This is a genomic window from Methylobacterium sp. (assembly GCF_019750675.1).
Taxonomy (GTDB): domain Bacteria; phylum Pseudomonadota; class Alphaproteobacteria; order Rhizobiales; family Beijerinckiaceae; genus Methylobacterium.
Map to the genome: position 1 here is coordinate 1 of NZ_JAIEOF010000352.1, position 21,484 is coordinate 21,484.

Here is a 21,484-nt window from a genome sequence, read left to right on the forward strand (position 1 = left end):
CTCTACGGACCCGGCAGCTCCGCCCTGTCGTTCACGGTCACCCCGACCTTCACCTTCGACCGCTTCTTCGTTCGCGGCGAGTTCTCGACCGTGCAGCTCTACGACATCACCGTCGACCGCGCGTTCAACGTCGGCACCGGTTTCGGCCGCAACGGCGTGAAGACCTCGCAGGAGCGCTACATGCTCGAGACCGGCATCACCTTCTGATCCAGTCCGACAACGGCGACGCTTTCGAGCGGCGGCAGGGAAACCTGCCGCCGCTTTCATTTGTGCTCTCGCGTCACCGCGGGGCTTCCGTCGGCGCGGCGCGCGGTCCAATGAGGCAGGCACCATGCCCAGACCGATAAGGCCCGAGCCCATGCAGACCTTCGATTCCGACGGCGTCGCCATCGCGTTTATCGACGCGGCCCCCGAGGGCGGATCGGGCGATCCGGTCCTGCTGATCCACGGTTTCGCCTCCAACCACGCGGTGAACTGGGTCAACACGCTCTGGGTCCGGACCCTGACGCAGGCCGGCTACCGTGTCGTCGCCCTCGACAACCGGGGACATGGCGAGAGCCAGAAGCTCTACGATCCGGACGCCTACGGCTCCGACATCATGGCGCAGGACGCACGCCGCCTCCTCGACCATCTCGGCATCGAACGGGCCGACGTGATGGGCTACTCGATGGGCGCGCGCATCTCCGCCTTCCTCGCCCTCGACGCACCGGAGCGGGTGCGCTCGGTTCTGCTCGGGGGCCTCGGGCTGCACCTCGTCGAGGGCAGGGGCCTGCCCGACGGCATCGCCGAGGCCCTGGAGGCGGAGCCCGGCGCCCCCGCGCCGAACCCGACGGCTGCCGCCTTCCGCACCTTCGCGGAGCAGACGAAGAGCGATCTGCGGGCGCTGGCCGCCTGCATGCGGGGCTCGCGCCAGGCCCTGTCGCGGGCCGAGGTCGCGCAGATCGAGATGCCGGTCCTCGTCACGGTCGGCACCCTCGACACGGTCTCGGGCTCAGGCCCGGCGCTGGCCGCCCTCCTGCCGAACGCCACTTCCCTCGAATTGCCCAACCGCGACCACAGCACGGCGGTGGGCGACCGGGGGCACCGGGCCGGCGTCCTCGACTTCCTGGGCAAGCGGCCCTGAGGGGCGCCCGATACCTTCAGCCGGCGATCCCTTCGGCTTCGTGCGCGAGGGCTGCCGCTCGCGCGACGCCGCCTGTGCGCCCTGAGATGGACGCGAACCATTTTCGGCTTGGCTGCCAAGACGATTTTCGGAACCCGTGAACAAACCGGGGGTGCAGACAAGTTGACGAGATGTCTTCACGAGATGGGAAACGGTGTTCCCCGACCGTAGGGCATGTCTTCGGATCGGATCACGAACAGGAGTCTCGCCGCGGCCTGCGCCGTTTCCGGACTCGTAGTGCTGATGATCCAGGATGCACCGAACTGGTCGGCGATCGGCATCGCCTCGACCTGCCTGTTCGGCTTCGGCGGCTTCTGGTTCCTTCCGGAAGCCCGGCCGGCGCGGCGGGCGGCGCCGCGCAGGATCCGTGTGGAGATCATCCCGCCGGAACGGCCGGAGCCGCCGCCCCTGGACCTGCTGGAGGGGCCTCCGCGCGCCCTCGAACACCATCCGCGCGGCCAGCGAGTGGCTGCCTGGAGCCTCCGGCGCTGGCAGGCCCCGCGCCAGACCTGACGCGGTTCCGAGACCCCGGAACCGGGCCGGCTCACGGATGGGCCGCCGCATGCCCCGCACCGTGGCCCGGGACAGTACCGTGCGGCTGCGCAGCGGCCTCGCCCAGCGACGGCCCGCTCAGTTGGGTCTCGATCGCCGCGGCCACGTAGGCCGCGTCGCGGCCCACGGCACCGAAGCGGCCCGAGCCCCAGGTGTGCAGCCAGGGCAGTCCGATGAAGTAGAGACCCGCCTGAGCCGTGACGCCGCGCCGGTGCTTGGGTTGGCCCGCCCCGTTGAAGACCGGCGCGTCGAGCCAGCCGAAATCCGGCGCGAAGCCGATGCACCAGACGATGGCGCCGATGCCCGATCCGGCGAGCTCGAGGTGGGTCACCGGCGCCTCCGGCTCCCAGACCGACCGGTAGGGGGCCTGCTCGGGGGCGGGAATCCCGTTCTCGGCGACGTGCCGGTCGATGGCCGCGTTGATGCCGTTGTAGGTCCGGTCGGCCGCGTCGAGGGCGGCCTTCAGGCCGTCGCGGAAGCGCAAGGTCCCGTCCGCGTAGTCTTCCAATGCGCCGTAGAGCGCCATCCCCTCGCGGGCGAAGCGGCGCAGGTCGATGTCGCGTCCCCCGTCACGCCCCGTGACGTAGTGGTTGGTGTTGTCGCGGACCCCGTCGCGTAAGGGGTGCTGGTCGACCGACATCTCGTAGTAGCCCATGTCGGCGAGCCAGGCGACGACGTCGCGACCGCGGTAGAAGCGGGCGCAGCGGGGCGCGTCGCCCACCGCCAGATGCACCCGGCGGCCCGCCAGATGCAGATCCTCGGCGATCTGCGCCCCCGACTGGCCCGAGCCGACCACGAGGACGCCGCCTTCCGGCAACTGGGCCGGGTTCCGGTACGCGTTCGCGTGGACCTGTACGAGCGAACCGGGCAGTTTCTCGGCCATGCGGGGCATGATCGGCCGCTGGTAGCCGCCGGAGGCCACCACCACGGCGTCGGCGGTGTAGTCGCCCGCGGAGGTATGGACCCGATAGCCGCCCCCTTCCGCCGATTCGACGCGCAGGACCGAGACCTCCTCGCGGATCGGCGGGTTCACCTTGGCGACGAAGGCCCGCAGGTAGGCGACGATCTCGTCCCGCTTCATGAATCCGTCCGGGTCCGGCCCGTCATAGGGGTGGCCCGGCAGGTCGCACTGCCAGTTCGGGGTCACGAGGCAGAAGCTGTCCCAGCGCTGGCTCGACCAGGCGTGGACCGCGCGCGCGCGCTCGAAGACGAGGTGGTCGATGCCGCGCTGCTGGAGATGGTAGCTCACCGAGAGACCGGCCTGGCCCCCGCCGACGATCGCGACGGGCAGGTGGGGCGTGGTGGAGGTCATGAACGTGGCTTCCTCTGGTGGCATTGTCGGCTCAGGGCTCGAAGGCCTCGACGGTGACACTTCCGTCGGGAGCCTGCGCCAGAGCGGCGGCCTCGATCCGCTGCAACTGGTCCAGGGCCGAGGAGCAGGCGAAGCCGTACTTCTCCCGCACGCGCTCGCTGGCGATGGTCAGCGCCGTGCGCGCCTTCGCGACGAAGTCGTCGAGGGGGTAGGTCTCGCCCGGGGCGAGGTAGTCCTTGATCACCAGGGAGGGCGAGTAGCAGGCCTCGCGCCGGCCATCGGGCCAGCGGACGTGGAAGCGCATCTCAGGCATCGTGGACCTCGGCGGTCAGGGAGGCCTCCGGACGGAGGCAGGCTTCGTAGGTCGGCAGGTGGCGCTCGGCGCAGGCGCCCCAGGAATGGGCCCGCGCCACCACGGCCCCGGCCGCGCGCAGGCGGCGGCGAACAGGGGCCGCGAGGGCCCGCGCCATGGCGCGCGCAAGGCCGTCCGGATCGGCCGGATCGACGAAGAGCGCGTCGCCGGCGCCGAGATACTCGGTGAAGGGCGGCCCGGCGGAGACGATGGCGGGGGTGCCGCAGGCCATCGCCTCCAGCACGCACAGGCCGAACCCCTCCGTCCAGGAGGGCAGGGCCAGCATGTCGGCGAGGCGGTAGAGGGCCGGCATCTCGCCCTGCGGGACCGGGCCGGTCTCGACAACGGGGCGGCCGGGGCCGACCGTCAGGCCTCTGTCCGCCAGGAGGGCGACGCAGCGGGCCCGGTAGGCGGCGTGGTCGAGGAGCGAGGCGCCCCCGACCACGAGGAGTTGCGCCTGCGGATGGCGCACGCGGAAGGCCGCGAAGGCCTCGATCAGGGTCGCGGTGTTCTTGCGCGCCTCGAACCCGCCGACGCTCAGCACCACCGGACCGGCCCCGAGGCCCCAGCGCGCCCGCGCACCCGCATCGGTGGCGTCGGAGTCCGGGCGGTAGATCGCGGGATCGACGCCGTTGCCCACGACCCGGGCGGAGGCGCCGAACTCACGCGCCAACCGCTCGGCCCAGGTGCGGCTGACGCAGAGCAGGGCCTGCGCATCCTGGATCGAGCGCGCCTCCCAGTCGTCCAGCACCGGGTCCGCGAAGCTGTCGCGGTGATGGACCGTGCGCACGTAGCCGGAGATCTGACGCCGATGCCGCAGGGTCGCCAGCGCATTGCCGCCGATCCCGTCATGGGCGTGGAACAGATCGAAGTCGCAGGCCGCGGGCGATCCGAAATGGCGCAGGTAGTCGTTGATCCGGGTCCGGACGAGGTCGACCGTGCGGCCGGCCACCGGCCCGGCGGCCACCGAGACCACGGGGCAGGCGGCCGCCCGGTAGAAGCCGCGTCCGGTCGGATCGGGGGCGTGCACCATCGCCTCGTGGCCGAGGGCGCAGAGGGCTTCCCCGAGGGCGAGGCAATGGGCGACGCCGCCGCGCGGGTTGGTCGAGTGCGTGAGGAGGGCGATGCGCAGGCGCCTCATGCGGCGCGCTCCGGCCCGCCGCAGCCGATCAGCGGACCGTCCGAGAAATCCCACACGACCGCCTCCGCGCCGGAGGCGTCGCGCAGGCGCGCGACCCGGCTCGCGTCGATGCCCCCGATGGCGGCCGCCGCGATGCCCCGTCCGGCAAAGCGCGCGAGGATGGCGGGAACCCGCGCGGGTGCCGCCGCCAGGAGGAAGCCGAAGCTCGGGAAGGCGCCGAGCCAGCGCCCCAGGGCGACCCCTTCGGGGCGCGGGATCGCGGCGGGGTCGATCCAGCCGCCGGCGCGCGAGCCTTCGAGGAGCATCAGCGCCGTGCCGACGAGGCCCGCCATGCTGATGTCCTTGGCGGCCCGGCAAAGGCCGTCCTCGGCGAGGCCGGGCAGGAGGTCGAGGTCGCCGCGCAGGCGCTCCCCCGGCGCGCCGGTGGAGGCGTCCCAGTAGGGATGCGGATCGCGGAAGCGCCCGCGTAGGTCGATGGCGGCGATGAGCCGGTCCCCCGGCGCCGCGTCGAAGCTGGTGAGCAGGCGCGGTCCGGCGCGTCCCAGCACCGCCACCGCGAGGTTCGGCGCCCCTGCACGGGTGTTGCTGTGGCCGCCCACCACCGGCACGCCATAGAGTTCGGCGGCCGCGGCCAGGCCCGCCAGGACCGGATCGGCCTCCGCCTGCCCCCGCGCCCACAGGGCGTCCACCACCGCGATCGGGCGCCCGCCCATGGCGGCGACGTCGCTGAGGTTGACCATGATTCCGCAATAGCCCGCGAAGTAGGGGTCGGCCGCCACGAAGCCCTCGAGGAACCCCTCCACGGCGAGGAGCAGGTGGCCGTCGCCGTCGGGGATCGCGGCGCAATCGTCCCCCACCGGGATCGCCGCCCCCCGGCCGGCGAGGCCGAGGCGGCGCATCACGGCGTCGATGTCGCGCTTGTGGGCGAGCCCGCGCGCGCGCCGGACGCCCTCCGCCAGGGCGTCGAGGTCGGGGAGCCCGCTCACGCCGCCCTCGGCAGGGCGACGAGCCCGTGCCCGGGATCGTGCAGGGGCGGGTAGGCGGAGAGATCCGCCCGCATCAGGCGGTGCGGGCGCCCGTGCAGGTCGAGGCGCGCGAGGGCGTGCCAGTGCAGGGCCTCGAACAGGGCGACGTTCGGTTCCTGCACGTGTGCGAGGAAGCGCGTGCAGCCCCGCGCATGGGCGGCGCAGACGGCGACGCGGATCAGGCCGGCCCCGAGGGAAGCGGTGCCCCGGAACGGCCGGGCGACGGCGAGCCGCGAGCCCCACCACGTGCCCGGCCCCTCGGCGACGGCGTGAATGCGCACGGTGCCGACCACCGCGTCGGATTCGCCCGCGAGGGTCGAGAGCGCGCAGATTGGGGTGGCGTGCGCGTCGATCGTATCCCGGTCGTCGCCGGGGCCGCCCGCCTCCGTGCGGAACAGGCCCTGCTCGACGCAGAAGACCTGACGGCGCAGGGCCGCGCAGGCACGCAGCTCCCAGGGGCTGGTCGCGAACCGGACCCGGAAATGGCTCGGCCGGTAAGGCGGCACGGGATCGAAGATCATGCGGAGGCCCGCTCGTAGCTCGACAGGGCCGAGCAGGCGCCGCAGCGGCCGCACCCCGCCTTGATGTCGGTGGAGACGAGGCCCGCCCGGGCCAGCAGTTCGGCCAGGGGCCGGAGCACCGCGTGCATGAATTCGGGCGTGGGCGCCGGATGGCTCTCCAGCGGGGTGCCGGAGATCGGCACGAAGGGGACCACGAAGGGGTAGACGCCCATGCCGACGAGGCGCTCGGCCACGGCGAGGATCGCCTCCGGCACATCGCCGAGGCCGGCGAGGATGTAGGTCGAGACCTGGCCGCGGCCGAAGACCGGCACGGCGGCCGCGAAGGCGTCGTAGTAGCGCGCCAGGGGCACGCTCGCCTTGCCGGGCATGATCCGGTCGCGAACCTCGGGGGTCACCGCCTCCAGGTGCATGCCGAGCGCGTCGACCCCGGAGGCCTTGAGGCGGGCGAACCAGCGGTCGTCGTCGGGGGGCTCGCACTGGGCCTGGATGGGCAGGTCCACGGCCGCCTTCACCGCGAAGGCGCTCTCGCACAGGATCGCCGCGCCCCGGTCGGTGGCGTTCGGCGTGCCGGTCGTCATCACCATGTGCTTGACGCCGTCGAGCAGCACGGCGGCGCGGGCGACCTCGGCGAGTTGCTCGGGCGTCTTGCGGGCCACCGTGCGCCCGGCCGCCAGCGACTGGCCGATGGCGCAGAACTGGCACGTCTTCGTCCGGCTCTGGTAGCGGATACAGGTCTGCAGCACGGTGGTGGCGAGGACGTCGCGCCCATGCAGCACGGCGATCTTCGAGTACGGCACGCCGTCGAAGGTCGAGAGCGCGTAGAAGCGGGGCTTGCCCGGGAAGGTCGCCCGCCCGATCACCACGCCCTCGTGCTCGATCTCGCAGACGCCGTCCGGATCGGGGCGCCGCACGAGGAAGGGCGACTCGAAGGCGGTCCCGGTATGCACCGGCACCATCACGGTGCGGCCCGCGATGGTCATGGCCTTGTGGTCGGACGGACCGGCGCCGCCGCGTCGGCTGGCGACGCCGGCGCGGGCATCCGAGAGCCTAACCCCGAAGGATTGCAGGGCGTTGATCAGGCGCTCCGTCGGCATCCCGGCGGTGACCGGGGCCGGGGCGGGGAGACGCGTCGCGGGCGGCAGACTCAGGATCGCGCGGCTCATGGTCGGGGCTCCGGAAGTCGAACGGGGCGGAGGCCGGTCGCCGGATCGGCGCGGCGGGGCGGTCGTCGTGCAGGAGGCTGAGAAGCTCGGGGCGGGCGTAGTGGCCGACGGAATCCATCATCCGCTTGCGCTTCGTCACGAGCGCGAGGTCCATGTCGGCGATGAGGATGCCCTCGCCCGGGCCGAGCGGCTCGGCGAGGTGGCGGCCCTCCGGCGAGACGATGGCGGTGCAGTTGCCGCCCCGGCAGGCGCCCCGCAGGCGCTCGTCCGGGCAGACCTGCGCCACCTGTTCGTCGGTGAGCCAGCCCGTGGCGTTGACCACGAAGCAGGCCGCCTCCAGGGCGTGGTGGCGGATCGTCACCTCCATCTGGTCGGCGAAGATCTGGCCGACCAGGGAACCGGGGAACTGGGCGGCGTGGATCTCCTCGTGCCGGGCCATCAGGGCGTAGCGGGCGAGCGGGTTGTAGTGCTCCCAGCAGGCCAGGGCCCCGACCCGGCCGATTGCGGTCTCGACGACCGTGAGCCCGGCGCCGTCGCCCTGACCCCAAACCATGCGCTCGTGGTAGGTGGGCGTGATCTTGCGCCGTTTGAGCTTGAGCGTGCCGTCGGCGTCGAAGACGAGCTGCGCGTTGTAGAGCGAACCGTGGTCGCGCTCGTTGACCCCGAGCACGATGACGGCGCCGTGGCGGCGGGCGGCGGCCGAGACCGCCTGCGTCACCGGGCCGGGCACCGTCACGGCCCGCTCGTAGAGGCGCAGGTGCTCCGCCCCCTGGAGGGCGGGCGGCAGCACGAAGGAGAAGTACGGGTAGTACGGCACGAAGGTCTCGGGGAAGACCATGAACCGCGCGCCCTTGGCGGCCGCCGCGTCGATGGCGTTGAGCACCCGCTCGAGGGTGCCGTCGGGCCGGTCGAGGTCCGGCGCGATCTGGACGGCGGCGGCGCGCACGATCCGGCTCTCGGGCATCGGTGAACCTCCGGGGAGGGGGTGAGCCTCCCGAGCGTGGGTGAAGCGCGGGCGAGGACCACCGCATCCGCCAGCGCGGTGTCTCGGCGGTCCGCGGTCTCCTCAGAGGGTCCAGGTGTCGATGATCACCGCGTTGTCGCGCTTGTGCAGGAGCACGCAGTCGAGGACGTCGGTGGGGGCGATCGGGCGGATGCCCTCGATCAGCGAGGGCTCCCCGTGGCCGTAGAGGGCCTGGAGCGCGAAGCGGCAGGCATAGACCTTGCCCCCTTCCGCCATGAACTTGGTGATCTGGTTGTTGAAGTTCTGGTGACCGGGGAAGGCCTCGTCGCCGAGGGTCGGGAACCCGCGCTGCACGCCGAGGGTGACGCCCGGCCCGTAGAGCAGGACGGTGGTGTCGAACCCCTTGCGCTGCAGCCGGGTGGCCTGGAGCAGATTGACGAAGCCGATGGAGCCCTCGAACGCCACGGTGTGGAAGGTGACCAGCGCCTTCTGGCCCGGCTCCGCCTTCACGTCCTCGAAGACCTTCTCCTCGTAATCGACGAAGTAATCGCCCTTCTTGTGGGCTTCGCGGTTCACGGCGGGCATGGATTCGGCTCCTCGCTGGACGGGACCGCCGGCATCGGGAGCGGGGCGGTCACGGCGAAAGCATGGCAATCCGTGTGCCAGGACAATGCGAACCGTCGACCCCGAAATGATCGCCTCCTAAAAGCATACAATAACTCCATCAATCGGCAGGATAGCGCGCGAAAACGAGATATGGTCGACAGCCGAACGACTTGCCATTTTGCCTGTCGTCGCGGCAGAGGCTGCATCAGAACTGAACGAACATTGATCGCATTGATCGGAGCACGATCGATATCGGCCTACGAGGTCCGGCCGGTACGCGGATTGCGAGCCATACAATCCGGACTTGATCGGATCGGCGGGCGAGGAGCGGGGCGCATGGGCTCAGGGCGGCAGGAATACGGGCCGGACGCCGTGGACCGCGTCTCCGGGGCGTGGGCACCGGATCTCGCGCGCTGGGGCAAGCCGCATTACCAGGCCATTGTGGAATCCCTGGCCGAGGACATCCGCACCGGCCGCCTGCGGGCCGGGACACGACTGCCGACCCAGCGGGCGCTGGCGGCCCGCATCGGCCTGAACTTCACCACCGTCTCGCGGGGCTACGTGGAGGCCCATCGGCGCGGCCTCGTCGAAGGGCGCGTGGGGCAGGGCACCTTCGTGGTCGAGCCCGTCCGCGCGCCGCGCACGGCCGCGCCGACCCGGGCGGCCCCCGTCGACTTCACCATGAACCTGCCGCCCGAGCCCGACGACCCCGCCCTGCTGGCACGCATGCAGGCCTCCTTCGCGGACCTCTCGGGCGACCTGCCCAACCTGCTGCGCTACCAGGGCTTCGGCGGAACGGAGGCGGACAAGGACGCCGCCACCCGGTGGCTGGCGGCGCGCGGCGTGGCGGCGCCGCGCCCGTGCCTGCTGATCTGCCCCGGCGCCCACAGCGCCCTGTCCAGCATCCTGGGACAGGTGGCCCGGCCCGGCGACGCCATCTGCGCCGAGCGCATCACCTATCCGGGGATCCGCGCGCTGGCCGCGCACCTCTCGCTGCGCCTCGTCGACCTGCCGATGGACCGGCACGGGGTCGATCCCGATGCCTTCGCGGCCGCCTGCACCCGGGTCGCCCCGAAGGCGATCTACCTCAACCCGCTGCTGCAGAACCCCACAACGGCCACGATGCCGCGCGCGCGCCGCGAGGCGGTCATCGCGGTGGCCCGCCGCTACGCCGTGGCGATCATCGAGGACGATGCCTACGCGCATCTGTGCCCGGCCCCGCCCCCGAGCTTCGCGACCCTGGCCCCGGAGATCACCTACTACGTGGCGGGCCTCGCCAAATGCCTGGGGGCGGGCCTGCGCCTCGCCTTCCTGGTGGCCCCCAGCGCCCGCGCCGCCCTGCCGCTGGGGAATGCCCTGCGCGCCGCCACCGTGATGGCCTCTCCGATCTCCACCGCCCTGGCGACCCGCTGGATCATGGACGGGACGGCCGAGGCCATCGGGCAGTTCGTGCGGACGGAGTCGGTGGCGCGCCAGCGCCTTGTGAGCGAGACCCTGCCGGTGGCCCGCGTCACCGCCGATCCGAACGGGTTCCACGTCTGGATCGACCTGCCGGAGGGCTGGACCCGCTCGGCCTTCGCCAGTCAGGGCCGGGCGGCCGGACTCGGCGTCGTGGCGAGCGACCCGTTCTGCGTGGCCGGGACGCCGCCGGAGGCCGTGCGCCTCTGCCTCGGCGGCCCCTCGACGCGACTCCAGATCGGCCAAGGGCTGGAACAGCTCGGGCACGCCCTGGAGGGCTCGCCGGCCCTCGCCTCGACCTACATCTGAGCACAGGCACCCGCGCTCAGGCGGTGGCCGCAGCCCGGGCGGAGCGGAGCAGTTCTTTCGCGAGCGCGTCGTCGACCCCACGGGCGAGGATAACGGCGCCCGCGGGGTCGACGAGGTTGGCCAGGGCGCGCTGGCGGCGGCGCTCGCGCACGGCTTTTGGGGTGAGGAAGACAGGGCGCCGGGCGAAGGGCCTGGGCGGACGCGGCTCGATCGCGCCCGGCCAGCGCACCTCCCGGCCTGACGTCCGGGCGCCACAGCGCCGGGGATTCCACGCACGCGGCGCCCCGTTGGCGATCCCGTGATGGAGGGGCCCGGGCAAATGTCGTAGCGCTTTCCGGTGGTTGAGCGGCCTGGGCCGGATGCACGCGACCCACCGGCCCGGCGCCACCGCGAGAGCTGTTCGATGAAGCGCAGCCTACCCCTTGGATCGGCACGGCGGCCCGCCCGCCAGCGCCCGGGCGTGGCAGCAAGGGTCGGCGCGCGCCTGGCGCTGACGCTCGCCGTCCTGAACACCGGACTCACCCTGCGTCCGGGCGTCGTGACGGCCCAGGAGGCGGGCGGCGGCATCGCGTTGGACGAAATCTCCGTGCGCGGCACGCAGGCCGGGGTGCCGTTCGGGATCGCGGCGCCGCCGGGCTCGGCCCCGAGCGTGATCGAGAACCCGGTCGGCCAGGTGGTCGACACGGTCGGGCGCGCCGGCACCATCGCGGAGCGGCCGGCCACCACCATCGGCGCGGTCCTGCTCGACAGTCCCGGGGTGACCGTGCGCCAGGGTAACGGCGGACGGGACGTCGTGGTCTCGATCCGGGGCAACAACGCGCGGGCCACGGCCGTCCTGCGCAATATGGTCGTGCTGGAGGACGGGTTCGTCCTGACCCAGGCCGACGGCGTCTCGCGCTTCGACCTCGTGGACCCGCGCGCCTACGGCCGCGTCGACGTGTTCCGCGGGCCGCAATCGCCCCTGTTCGGCAACTACGCCACCGGCGGGGCGCTGGCCTTCCGCACACGCACGGGGCGCGAGATCGACGGCTACGAGATCGGCACCGACGCGGGCAGCTTCGGCTACCTCAGCAACTACTTCACGGTCGGCGGCGTCAGCGGCCCGTTCGAGGTCAGCCTGTTCGCGAGCGATGTGCGCGCCGATGGCTTCCAACGGAACAGCGCCTACGACTCGCAACTCATCAACCTGCTGGCGAGCTACACGCCGAGCCCGGACACGCGCCTGACCCTGAAAGTGATCGACAACGCGCTCCGGACCGATGTGCCGGCGCGCGCCTCCCTCGACCAGTTCCGGATCAACCCCTACCAGCGTGGCTGCGGCACCGCCGCCACGGCCGCCCCCGGCTGCACCCTGACGAACGTCTTCCGCAACGGCGCCTTCGGGGCGACCGTGCCGGTTACGGCGGCGCAGGCCGCCTTCGGGCGCGACGACCCCCGCACCGTCGTGGCGGCGCGCCTGGAGCACGACATCGACGCGCAGACGACCTGGCGCGCGCAGGTCGGCTTCGACGACCGCAATTTCGACCAGCGCTTCTACACCGCGGCCTTCCTGGGCTCCGCCCCCTCCCTCTCAGCCCTCACGGACCTGACCCGGCGCGGCGACGTCTTCGGCTTGCCGGCGGTCGGCTACCTGGCGCTCGTCGGCGAGACCCTCGATTCCCGCGTCGCCACCTTCAACCGGGCGCTGGGCACCGGGCCTGCGCTGGGCGCGCTCATCGGCGAGCAGCACAGCGAACAATCCAATTTCGGCGGCCGGGCTCGCACCGAAATCGCCTTCTCGGAGCGATGGACCGGGGTGCTCGGCCTCAGCGCCACCGCCACCACCATCACGGGCCGCAACCTCGCCTACACCTATGCGCAGGCCGGGCGGACGACCACGCTGACCGATGCCCGGCGCGACTTTCACAACATCGCGCCGGAGGCCGCCCTGGTGTACCGCCCGAGCGCCGAATGGGCGTTCCGCGCCCGGGCCGCAACCGGCTACGCGACGCCGAGCGGCAATACGCTGTTCGTCACCGCCTCCGGCCTGCCGGGCAACAACACCGCGCTCCAGACCCAGGAGAACCTCGGCTTCGACCTCGGGGCCGACTGGAGCCCGGACGAGACCCTGCGCGTCAGCGTCACGACCTTCCGGGAGTTCTTCCGCAACGAACTCGTGTCGCAATCCGCGGGGGGCGGGCGCCTGAGTTCCTTCATCAACGTGCCGGCCTCCGAGCACCGGGGCGTCGAGGTCGGGGCCGACTGGGCCTTCGCGCCGGGCTGGCGCGGCGTGCTCGCCTATACGTTCGACGACCAAATCTACACCCGCTTCGCGGAGCAGCTCAGCGCCGGCCCCCTCACCGCCAGCGTCGACCGCGCCGGCAAGACGATTCCGGGCGTGCCGGCGCATCAGCTGCTGGCGCGGATCGGCTACGATCAGGTCGGCGGCGCCCTCGACGGGCTCGGCGGCTTCGTGGAAGCCGTGGCCCAGGACGGCATCTACATCGACAACGGCAACCAGGTCCGGGTTCCGGGCTACGCGATCCTGAACGCCAACCTGCACTACGTCACGGCGCTCACCGGCGGCTACGCCAAGCGGCTCAGCCTGTATGTCGAGGTGCGCAACCTCCTCGACAGAACCTACGTGGCCTCGGCCCAGACCCTCTCCAGTGCCCTGAACCGCGCGACCGGCCTGCCGAACGACGCCGCGATCCTCTCCGCCACCACCGGCTCCATCCTGCCGGGGGCACCACGCAACGTCGTGGGCGGCCTGAAGCTCTCGTTCTGATCGGCCCGAGGTCGTAGGCGGGCCTCGATTGCCCAGAACGTCATCACTGTCGACGGCGGGGGAGGGAGCGTATCAGCGGTCGGGCTCCGGCTGCCTATAAGATGTGCAACGAGAACCCGTTTGGGCCCACAGGCGATCCGCGCGGGGGCTTCGCCACGCCGGTCCAGGGGGGCGGTGTGCACGGACGATCGATCTGGCCGGGGGATTGCATTCACGGATTCGTCAGGGCGAACGCCCTTCACGAGGAACCCGGTCCCGAATGTTCACTGCAGTTTCGCGTTGGTCGACCCGCCGCCTCCTCGCCGCCGCCCTGGTGTCGGGCGCGATGATGCCCGCCGCCTTCGCCCAGGGCGTGCTCAAGATCGGCATGACGGCCTCGGACATCCCGCTCACCACGGGGCAGGCCGACAATGGCGGCGAGGGCATGCGGTTCACGGGCTACACGGTCTATGACGGGCTCATCAACTGGGACCTGTCCTCGGCCACGAAGCCCTCCGTGCTGGTGCCGGGCCTCGCCACGAGCTGGACCGTCGATCCCGCCGACAACACCCGGTGGACCTTCAAGCTGCGCGAGGGCGTGACCTTCCACGACGGCTCGCCCTTCACGGCCGAGTCGGTGGTGTGGAACCTCGACAAGCTCCTGAAGACCGACGCCCCGCAATTCGACCCGCGCCAGTCGGCCCAGGGGCGCTCGCGCATCCCCGCGGTGGCGAGCTACCGGGCCGTCGATCCGACGACCCTCGAGGTGATCACCAAGAACCCCGACGCGACGCTGCCCTACCAGATCGCCTGGATCATGATCTCGTCGCCCGGCCAGTGGGAGAAGGTCGGCAAGAGCTGGGACGCCTTCGCCAAGACGCCCGCCGGTACCGGCCCGTGGAAGCTGACCCTGTTCGCCCCGCGCGAGCGCGCCGAGATGGCGCCCAACAACGCGTACTGGGACAAGGCCCGGGTGCCGAAGCTCGACAAGCTCGTGCTCGTGCCGCTGCCCGAGGCCAATGCCCGCGTGGCCGCGCTCCGCTCCGGCCAGGTCGACTGGATCGAGGCGCCCCCGCCGGATGCGGTGGCCTCCCTCAAGGCGGCCGGCTTCGGCATCGTCACCAACGCCTACCCGCACAACTGGACCTGGCACCTCTCCCGCGCCGAGGGCTCGCCCTGGAACGACATCCGCGTGCGCAAGGCGGCCAACCTCGCGGTGGACCGCGAGGGCATGAAGGAGTTGCTCAACGGGCTGATGATCCCCGCGCAGGGCTTCATGCCGCCGGGCTCGGCCTGGTTCGGCAACCCGACCTTCAAGCCGACCTACGACCCCGAGGCCGCCAAGAAGCTGCTGGCGGAGGCCGGCTACGGACCCAACAAGCCCATCGTCACCAAGATCCTGATCGCGCCCTCGGGCTCGGGCCAGATGCAGCCCCTGCCGATGAACGAGTTCATTCAGCAGAACCTCGCGGATGTCGGCATCAAGGTCGAGTTCGAGGTGGTCGAGTGGAACACGCTCATCAACCTGTGGCGCGCGGGCGCCAAGTCCGACATGTCGCGCAAGGCGACGGGGATGAACTTCTCCTACTTCATCCAGGACCCCTTCACGGGCTTCATCCGGCACCTCCAGTGCAACCTCGCCGCGCCCAACGGCACCAACTGGGGCCATTACTGCGACCCCGAGATGGACAAGCTCTTCGATCAGGTCCGCACCACCTTCGACCCGGCCGAGCAGACCAAGGTCCTGGAGAAGGTCCACGAGAAATACGTGAACGACGCCCTGTTCCTGATGGTGGCCCACGACACCAACCCGCGCGCCATGAGCCCCAAGGTGAAGGGCTTCGTGCAGGCGCAGAACTGGTTCCAGGACTTCTCGCCGATCTCGATGGGCAAGTGACGGAGCGGGTGATGCGGATATGCGCGCGCACGAACCCTCCCCCTCGCGGTGGTCGTGTTCAGACTTCGCGCGGGCTGCGTGGGTCCCCTCTCCTGGAAGGAGAGGGACAGGGTGAGGTGCGTGACCTCTCCGGACATGGACTACACCTCACCCCATCCCTCTCCTCCCAGGAGAGGGAGCCCCGTGGTGCTTCGTGCTCACGATCGAAGACCTTGGCCGCATGGTCGCCGGGTGACGATGCGGTCCGAGGCTTCGCATCATGCTGAAGTTCATCCTCCAGCGCCTGCTGACCGTCACGCCGGTGGCCCTCGGCGTCAGCGTCGTCTGCTTCCTGCTGGTGCACCTCGCCCCCGGCGACCCCTTGAGCGCCGTGCTCCCGGTGGACGCCACGCAGGAGACCATCGACGCCATGCGGGCGGCCTACGGCTACGACAAGCCGCTGCCGGTGCAGTACGTGATCTGGCTCTGGCACGTGCTCCAGGGCGACCTCGGCATCTCCATCGCCACGGGCCGCCCCGTGGTGCAGGAGGTCGGCCGGGCGGTGGTCAACAGCCTGATCCTGGCCTCCGTGGCGACGCTGATCGGCTTCACCTTCGGCTGCCTGTTCGGGTTCGTGGCCGGCTACTTCCGTAACTCGATCCTCGACCGGCTCGCTTCCGCCGTCTCGGTCTTCGGGGTCAGCGTGCCGCATTACTGGCTCGGCATGGTGCTGGTCATCGTGTTCTCGGCCCAGCTCGGCTGGCTGCCACCCACCGGCGCCGGGCCGGACGGCTCCGGCAACTGGCGGCCCGATCTCGACCACCTGCGCTACATCATCCTGCCCGCGCTCACGATGTCGGTGATCCCCATGGGCGTCATCGCCCGCACCATCCGGGCGCTGGTGGGCGACATCCTGGCCCAGGACTTCGTCGGCGCGCTGCGCGCCAAGGGCATGAGCGAGTTCGGCGTGTTCCGGCACGTTGTCAAGAACGCCGCCCCGACGGCGCTGGCCATCATGGGCCTGCAGCTCGGCTACCTGCTCGGCGGCTCGATCCTGATCGAGACGGTGTTCGCCTGGCCCGGCACCGGCTTCCTCCTCAACGCCGCGATCTTCCAGCGCGACCTGCCCCTGCTCCAGGGCTCGATCCTCGTCCTGGCGATGTTCTTCGTCGCCCTCAACCTCATCGTCGACGTCGTGCAGACGGCGCTCGACCCGCGCATCGAGAGGGGCTGATGGCACACGCGACACAGGCCGCGGCACCCGTCCTCGACATCGCCGGCGGGGCCGCCCCGGCACCGACGGCGCCCGACGCCTTCGTGCCCTCCCGGGGGTTCTGGGGGCAGGTCGGCCACAAGCTTCTGCGCGATCCCGTGGCGATGGCGGCCGCCTGCGTCATCCTCGCGATCATCGCCATCGCGGTGCTGTCGCCCTGGATCACCCCGATGGACCCCTATCGCGGCTCGTTGCTGCGGCGCCTCAAGCCCATCGGCGACGCGACCTACATCCTAGGCTCCGACGAGCTCGGCCGCGACATGCTGAGCCGCCTGATGATGGGCGGGCGCCTGTCCCTGTTCATCGGCGTCACGCCGGTCATCCTCGCCTTCGTCATCGGGTCCGGCATCGGCATCCTGGCGGGCTACGTCGGCGGCTGGGTCAACACCGTGCTGATGCGCACGGTGGACGTGTTCTTCGCCTTCCCCTCGGTCCTGCTGGCCATCGCGCTCTCCGGCGCCCTGGGGGCGGGCATCGTCAACTCGATCGTGTCGCTGACCTGCGTGTTCGTGCCCCAGATCGCCCGGGTGGCCGAGAGCGTGACCACCCAGATCCGCGCCCGGGACTACGTCGATGCGGCCCGCCTCTCGGGGGCCTCGACCCTGACGATCCTGCGGGTGCAGGTGCTCGGCAACGTGCTCGGGCCGATCTTCGTCTACGCCACCAGCCTCATCAGCGTGTCGATGATCCTGGCCTCGGGCCTGTCCTTCCTCGGCCTCGGCGTGAAGCCGCCCGAGCCCGAATGGGGCCTGATGCTCAACACCCTGCGCACGGCGATCTACGTGAACCCGATGGTCGCCGCCTTGCCGGGGCTCGCCATCTTCATCGTCTCGATCTCGTTCAACCTGTTCTCCGACGGCCTGCGGTCCGCCATGGAGGTGAAGGCATGAGCATGCCCATCGGCGCGCCCACCGTTCCGATCGCCCGCGACCGGGGCGGCCCGGCCCAGCCCCTCCTCACCGTCGACCGCCTCGTGAAGCACTTCCCCATCAAGAAGGGGTTCGGCGGCGCGAAAGCGGTGGTGCGCGCCGTGGACGGCGTCGACTTCGAGATCCTGAAGGGCGAGACCCTCGGGGTCGTCGGAGAGTCGGGCTGCGGCAAGTCCACCACCGCCCGGCTCATCATGGGGCTGATCGGCCACGATTCCGGCGACCTGCTGTTCGACGGCGAACGCATCGGCAGCCGGGCGCTGCCCCTGCGCGATTTCCGGGCCCAGGCCCAGATGGTGTTCCAGGACAGCTACTCCTCCCTCAATCCGCGCATGACCATCGAGGGCTCCATCGCCTTCGGGCCGCAGGTGCACGGGGTCCCGAAGCGCCAGGCCATCGAGCGCGCCCGCTCCCTGCTCGCCCGGGTGGGGCTGGAGCCGGCGCGCTTCGCCGCGCGCTATCCGCACGAGCTGTCGGGCGGCCAGCGCCAGCGCGTCAACATCGCCCGGGCGCTGGCGCTCGAACCCCGTCTCGTGGTGCTCGACGAGGCGGTCTCGGCGTTGGACAAGTCGGTGGAGGCGCAGGTGCTGAACCTGCTGATGGACCTCAAGCAGGAGTTCAACCTCACCTACCTGTTCATCAGCCACGACCTCAACGTGGTGCGCTTCATCTGCGACCGGGTGGCGGTGATGTATCTCGGACAGGTGGTGGAGATCGGCCCCGCCGACACGGTCCTGGCCGCGCCGGCGCACCCCTATACCGCGGCCCTCCTGTCCTCGATGCCCTCGATGGACCCGGATGCGCGGACCGAGGTGGCGCCGCTCGCCGGCGATCCGCCGAACCCGATCAACCCGCCCGCCGGCTGCCGCTTCCACCCGCGCTGCGCCCTGGCGGAGCCCGTCTGCCGGGGCACGGTCCCGCCGCTGGACACCCTCGACGCCAGCCACCGCGTCGCCTGCCTCGCCCGCCAGCCGGGCTCCGGCCACACCCTGTCCCCCAGCCTGACGGTGGCCGCATGAGCGCGCCCGCACCCGAACCGGCCGTCGCGATCCGGAATCTCACGGTCGTCTTCGGCGGCGTGGTCGAGGCCGTGGATGGGGTCGACCTGACCCTCGAGCGCGGCCAGGCGGTGGCGCTGATCGGCGAATCCGGCTCCGGCAAGAGCGTGACCTTGCGGGCGATCATGCGCCTGAACCCGGAGCGCAAGACCCGGATCGGCGGCGAGATCCGCGTCGCCGGCCAGGACGTCATGGCGATGTCGGCGAAAGCCCTGCGGGCCCTGCGCGGCCGGGCCGTGGCGATGATCTTCCAGGAGCCGCTGCTCGCCCTCGATCCCGTCTACACCGTGGGCCAACAGATCACCGAGGCGATCCGCCAGCACGAGCGGATCGGCGCCGGGGCGGCCCGCCAGCGCGCCCTGGCGCTGTTCGAGCGGGTGCGCATCCCGAGCCCGGAGCGGCGCCTCGACGCCTATCCGCACGAGATGTCGGGGGGCATGCGCCAGCGGGCGATGATCGCGCTGGCGCTCGCATGCCGGCCGCAGGTGCTGCTCGCCGACGAGCCGACCACGGCGCTGGACGCCACCGTGCAGATCCAGATCCTGCTGCTGCTGCGCGAGTTGCAGGCCGAACTCGGTCTCTCGACCATCTTGGTCACCCACGACCTCGGCGCGGCGGTCGAGGTCGCCGACCGGATCGCGGTCATGTATGCCGGCCGCATCGTCGAGGAGGGCTCCGCCCGCGACGTGGTGCTCGACCCCCACCATCCCTACACGATCGGCCTCCTGCGCAGCCGGGCCGACGGGGCGCTCGCCAAGGGCACGCGCCTGAAGACGATTCCCGGCAGCCCGCCGGACCTCGCCAACCGCCCGCCGGGCTGCCCCTTCGCCCCGCGCTGCTTCCTGGCCGAGGAGCGCTGCCGGGTCGAGGCGCCCCCTTACGTCGATGTGCAGCCCGGCCACCGTGCCGCCTGCTGGCGCACGGAGGCGGCATACGCGGCGTTCCAGGCGGACAAGGCGGCGGTGGCAGAGGCGGTGGTGTGAGGCCGCCCCCCCCTATGGGGGAGGGCGGTCGCGGAGCGACCGGGAGAGGGGGCGACGAGTCCGGATCACGCGCGCCCCTCGTCCGACCCGCCGACGCGGGCCACCTTCTCCCGCAGGGGAGACGGAAGTGGGGCTCAGCCCAGCCGCAACCCGGCCTTCGCCTTGCGACGCTGGAGGTACAGGCTCGTCCCCAGCGCCAACCCGATCACCGCGAGCGACAGGCCGGTGGTGAGGGTGCCGAGCGCGTAGATCTCCGGCGTCGTGACGGTGGTGGTCAGGCCCTGCAACTCCAGCGGCAGGGTGTTGCGGCCGCCGATGGCCTGGCTTGTGCGGGCGAGTTCGTCGAACGACAGGGTGAAGCCGAACAGGGCGACGCCGACCAGCGAGGGCCCGAGGATCGGCACCACCACGTGGCGCAGGGTCTGGGCCCCGGTGGCGCCGAGGTCGCGGGCGGCCTCCTCGTAGGCCGGGTCGAACCGGTTGAAGACCGCGAACATGATGAGGAGGCCGAAGGGCAGCGTCCAGGTCAGGTGGGCGCCGAGCGCCGAGGTGTAGAGGCCCATCAGGGTGCCGTGCTCCTGAAGCCAGCCCCAGCCGGTCTCGGCGGCGGCCCAGTTCACGGCGTCGTCCAGGAGCCGGAATTCCAGCCCGATGCCGAGCGAGACCACGATGGAGGGCACGATCAGGCTCGCGACCGCGATGGTGAACAGCGCGCCCTCGCCGCGGAAACGCTTGCGGAAGGCGAGGCCTGCGAAGAACGCGATGACGACGGTAAGCAGCATCACCACGAGGCCGAGGCGCAGCGAGCGCCACAGGGCGCCCCAGATGTCGACGATACCCAGGCCCGCCCAGAGCTTGCCGAACCAGTGCGTCGAGACCCCGTTCATCGGAAACGTCAGCCCGCCCTGCGGCCCCTGGAAGCTCAGCACCAGGATCGTCAGCGTCGGCCCGTACAGGAAGGCCACGAACAGGCAGAAGAACGCCGCGAGCGCGTAGAACGCCGGGGAGCGGGGCCGGTCGCTCATCTCAGAGTTCCTTGCGCAGGTCGATGAGCCGGGTCATCGCCACGATCATCAGCATCACGGCGCCGAGGAGCACCACGGCGTTGGCGGCGGCCGCCGGCAGTTGCAGGGCCGACATCTGGACCTGGATGACCTTGCCGACCGAGGCGATCTGCTGGCCACCCATGACACCGACCGTGACGAAGTCGCCCATCACCAGGGTGATCACGAAGATCGACCCGATGGCGATGCCCGGTTTCGCCAGCGGCACCACCACGTTCCAGACGGTCTGCCAGCCGGTGGCGCCGGAATCATAGGCCGCCTCGATCAGCGCGCGGTCGATGCGCGCCATGCTGTTGAAGATCGGCACGATCATGAAGACCGTGTTGAGATGCACGAAGGCGAGCACCACCGAGAAGTCGGAATAAAGCAGGCCTTCGATCGGCGACTTGATGAGGCCTATCCCCATCAGGGTGTCGTTGACGAGGCCGTTGCGGCCGAGCAGCGGGATCCAGGAGATCATCCGGATCACGTTCGAGGTCCAGAACGGGATCGTGCAGACGAGGAACAGCGCCATCTGCATCGTGCGCGAGCGGACATGGAAGGCGACGAAGTAGGCCACCGTGAAGCCGATCACGAGGGTGAAGGCCCAGGTCAGCGCGCAGAACTTCAGGGTCGAGAGGTAGGTCCGCACGGTCGTGCAGGCATCCGCCGTGCTGAGGCAGCCCTCGAACACGTCGATGTAGTTCTGCACCGTGAAGGACGGGATGATCTCGTACTCGTTGTACTCCCAGAAGCTGACGATCAGGGTCAGGCCCAGGGGCACCACGAAGAACACCAGGAACACCAGCGCTAGCGGCGCGGCCTGGAGGTAGGCCAGCGCGCGGCGCCGCCGGGTCTTGGCCGTGAGGCTCGCGGTGGGAGCCTGGACGGTCGGGGTTTTCGCAATAGCCGGAAGGGCGATGTCGGTCATGCGTATCCCCCCATCCCGATCGTGACGTCGCTGACCTGTACGGCAACCGCCGCCCGGCCCCCTCTCCTGTAAGGAGAGGG

20 protein-coding genes are annotated in these 21,484 nt (G+C 71.2%); 10 read left to right on the top strand and 10 right to left on the bottom strand.

The annotated features are described in order from the left end of the window. The 3 genes from K2X24_RS17830 to K2X24_RS17840 form a co-directional block, all read left to right on the top strand. Nucleotides 1–207, top strand: a 207-nt coding sequence (locus K2X24_RS17830; RefSeq protein WP_292499680.1) for an outer membrane beta-barrel protein, incomplete at its 5' end; no start/stop codon positions are given. Nucleotides 208–358: 151 nt separating this feature from the next. Next, nucleotides 359–1,123, top strand: a complete 765-nt coding sequence (locus K2X24_RS17835; protein WP_292499706.1) for an alpha/beta fold hydrolase — start codon at nt 359–361, stop codon at nt 1,121–1,123. A 282-nt stretch (nt 1,124–1,405) separates the two neighbouring features. Then, entirely contained in the window at nt 1,406–1,675 is a 270-nt protein-coding gene (locus K2X24_RS17840) for a hypothetical protein (protein WP_292499682.1), read from the top strand. 31 nt (nt 1,676–1,706) lie between these two features. Here K2X24_RS17840 and K2X24_RS17845 read toward each other — a convergent pair whose 3' ends face one another. The 8 genes from K2X24_RS17845 to K2X24_RS17880 form a co-directional block, all read right to left on the bottom strand. Further along, complete coding sequence (locus K2X24_RS17845) at nt 1,707–3,026, bottom strand: MSMEG_0569 family flavin-dependent oxidoreductase (protein WP_292499683.1); 1,320 nt, start codon at nt 3,024–3,026, stop codon at nt 1,707–1,709. Between the two features lie 31 nt (nt 3,027–3,057). Further along, nucleotides 3,058–3,339, bottom strand: a complete 282-nt coding sequence (locus K2X24_RS17850) for an MSMEG_0570 family nitrogen starvation response protein (RefSeq protein WP_292499685.1) — start codon at nt 3,337–3,339, stop codon at nt 3,058–3,060. After that, nucleotides 3,332–4,519, bottom strand: coding sequence for an MSMEG_0565 family glycosyltransferase (locus K2X24_RS17855; RefSeq protein WP_292499687.1), 1,188 nt, complete (start codon nt 4,517–4,519; stop codon nt 3,332–3,334). Before K2X24_RS17855 ends, K2X24_RS17850 begins: the two co-directional genes overlap by 8 nt. Next, entirely contained in the window at nt 4,516–5,505 is a 990-nt protein-coding gene (locus K2X24_RS17860; protein WP_292499689.1) for a sll0787 family AIR synthase-like protein, read from the bottom strand. Before K2X24_RS17860 ends, K2X24_RS17855 begins: the two co-directional genes overlap by 4 nt. Then, nucleotides 5,502–6,065, bottom strand: coding sequence for an MSMEG_0567/Sll0786 family nitrogen starvation N-acetyltransferase (locus K2X24_RS17865; protein ID WP_292499691.1), 564 nt, complete (start codon nt 6,063–6,065; stop codon nt 5,502–5,504). Before K2X24_RS17865 ends, K2X24_RS17860 begins: the two co-directional genes overlap by 4 nt. Then, nucleotides 6,062–7,159, bottom strand: coding sequence for an MSMEG_0568 family radical SAM protein (locus K2X24_RS17870; RefSeq protein ID WP_292499708.1), 1,098 nt, complete (start codon nt 7,157–7,159; stop codon nt 6,062–6,064). The genes K2X24_RS17865 and K2X24_RS17870 overlap by 4 nt, the downstream gene beginning before the upstream one ends. Continuing rightward, nucleotides 7,113–8,192, bottom strand: coding sequence for a Nit6803 family nitrilase (locus tag K2X24_RS17875; RefSeq protein ID WP_292499692.1), 1,080 nt, complete (start codon nt 8,190–8,192; stop codon nt 7,113–7,115). Before K2X24_RS17875 ends, K2X24_RS17870 begins: the two co-directional genes overlap by 47 nt. A 102-nt stretch (nt 8,193–8,294) precedes the next feature. Further along, entirely contained in the window at nt 8,295–8,777 is a 483-nt protein-coding gene (locus tag K2X24_RS17880) for an MSMEG_0572/Sll0783 family nitrogen starvation response protein (protein WP_292499693.1), read from the bottom strand. A 357-nt stretch (nt 8,778–9,134) separates the two neighbouring features. Here K2X24_RS17880 and K2X24_RS17885 point away from each other — a divergent pair, with 357 nt between their 5' ends. The 7 genes from K2X24_RS17885 (at nt 9,135) to K2X24_RS17915 (ending at nt 19,430) form a co-directional block, all read left to right on the top strand. Next, nucleotides 9,135–10,565, top strand: coding sequence for a PLP-dependent aminotransferase family protein (locus tag K2X24_RS17885; protein WP_292499694.1), 1,431 nt, complete (start codon nt 9,135–9,137; stop codon nt 10,563–10,565). A 403-nt stretch (nt 10,566–10,968) separates the two neighbouring features. Continuing rightward, nucleotides 10,969–13,332, top strand: a complete 2,364-nt coding sequence (locus tag K2X24_RS17890; protein WP_292499696.1) for a TonB-dependent receptor — start codon at nt 10,969–10,971, stop codon at nt 13,330–13,332. 325 nt (nt 13,333–13,657) lie between these two features. Next, nucleotides 13,658–15,208 (top strand): ABC transporter substrate-binding protein, encoded by a 1,551-nt coding sequence (locus K2X24_RS17895; RefSeq protein WP_292499709.1) that lies wholly within the window; start codon nt 13,658–13,660, stop codon nt 15,206–15,208. A 259-nt stretch (nt 15,209–15,467) separates the two neighbouring features. Next, a complete protein-coding gene (locus K2X24_RS17900) occupies nt 15,468–16,421 on the top strand; it encodes an ABC transporter permease (RefSeq protein ID WP_238279281.1) in 954 nt (317 codons plus the stop codon). Beyond that, complete coding sequence (locus tag K2X24_RS17905; protein ID WP_292499698.1) at nt 16,421–17,350, top strand: ABC transporter permease; 930 nt, start codon at nt 16,421–16,423, stop codon at nt 17,348–17,350. The genes K2X24_RS17900 and K2X24_RS17905 overlap by 1 nt, the downstream gene beginning before the upstream one ends. Then, nucleotides 17,347–18,408, top strand: coding sequence for an ABC transporter ATP-binding protein (locus tag K2X24_RS17910; RefSeq protein WP_292499700.1), 1,062 nt, complete (start codon nt 17,347–17,349; stop codon nt 18,406–18,408). The genes K2X24_RS17905 and K2X24_RS17910 overlap by 4 nt, the downstream gene beginning before the upstream one ends. Further along, nucleotides 18,405–19,430: an ABC transporter ATP-binding protein gene (locus K2X24_RS17915; protein ID WP_292499702.1), complete on the top strand. Its 1,026-nt coding sequence runs from the start codon at nt 18,405–18,407 to the stop codon at nt 19,428–19,430. The genes K2X24_RS17910 and K2X24_RS17915 overlap by 4 nt, the downstream gene beginning before the upstream one ends. Before the next feature lie 134 nt (nt 19,431–19,564). Here the strand turns inward: K2X24_RS17915 and K2X24_RS17920 are convergent, their stop codons facing one another. Continuing rightward, on the bottom strand, nt 19,565–20,455 hold the full coding sequence (locus K2X24_RS17920; RefSeq protein ID WP_292499703.1) for an ABC transporter permease: 891 nt from the start codon (nt 20,453–20,455) through the stop codon (nt 19,565–19,567). 1 nt (nt 20,456) lies between these two features. Further along, on the bottom strand, nt 20,457–21,404 hold the full coding sequence (locus K2X24_RS17925) for an ABC transporter permease (protein ID WP_292499704.1): 948 nt from the start codon (nt 21,402–21,404) through the stop codon (nt 20,457–20,459). Nucleotides 21,405–21,484: the final 80 nt, after the last annotated feature.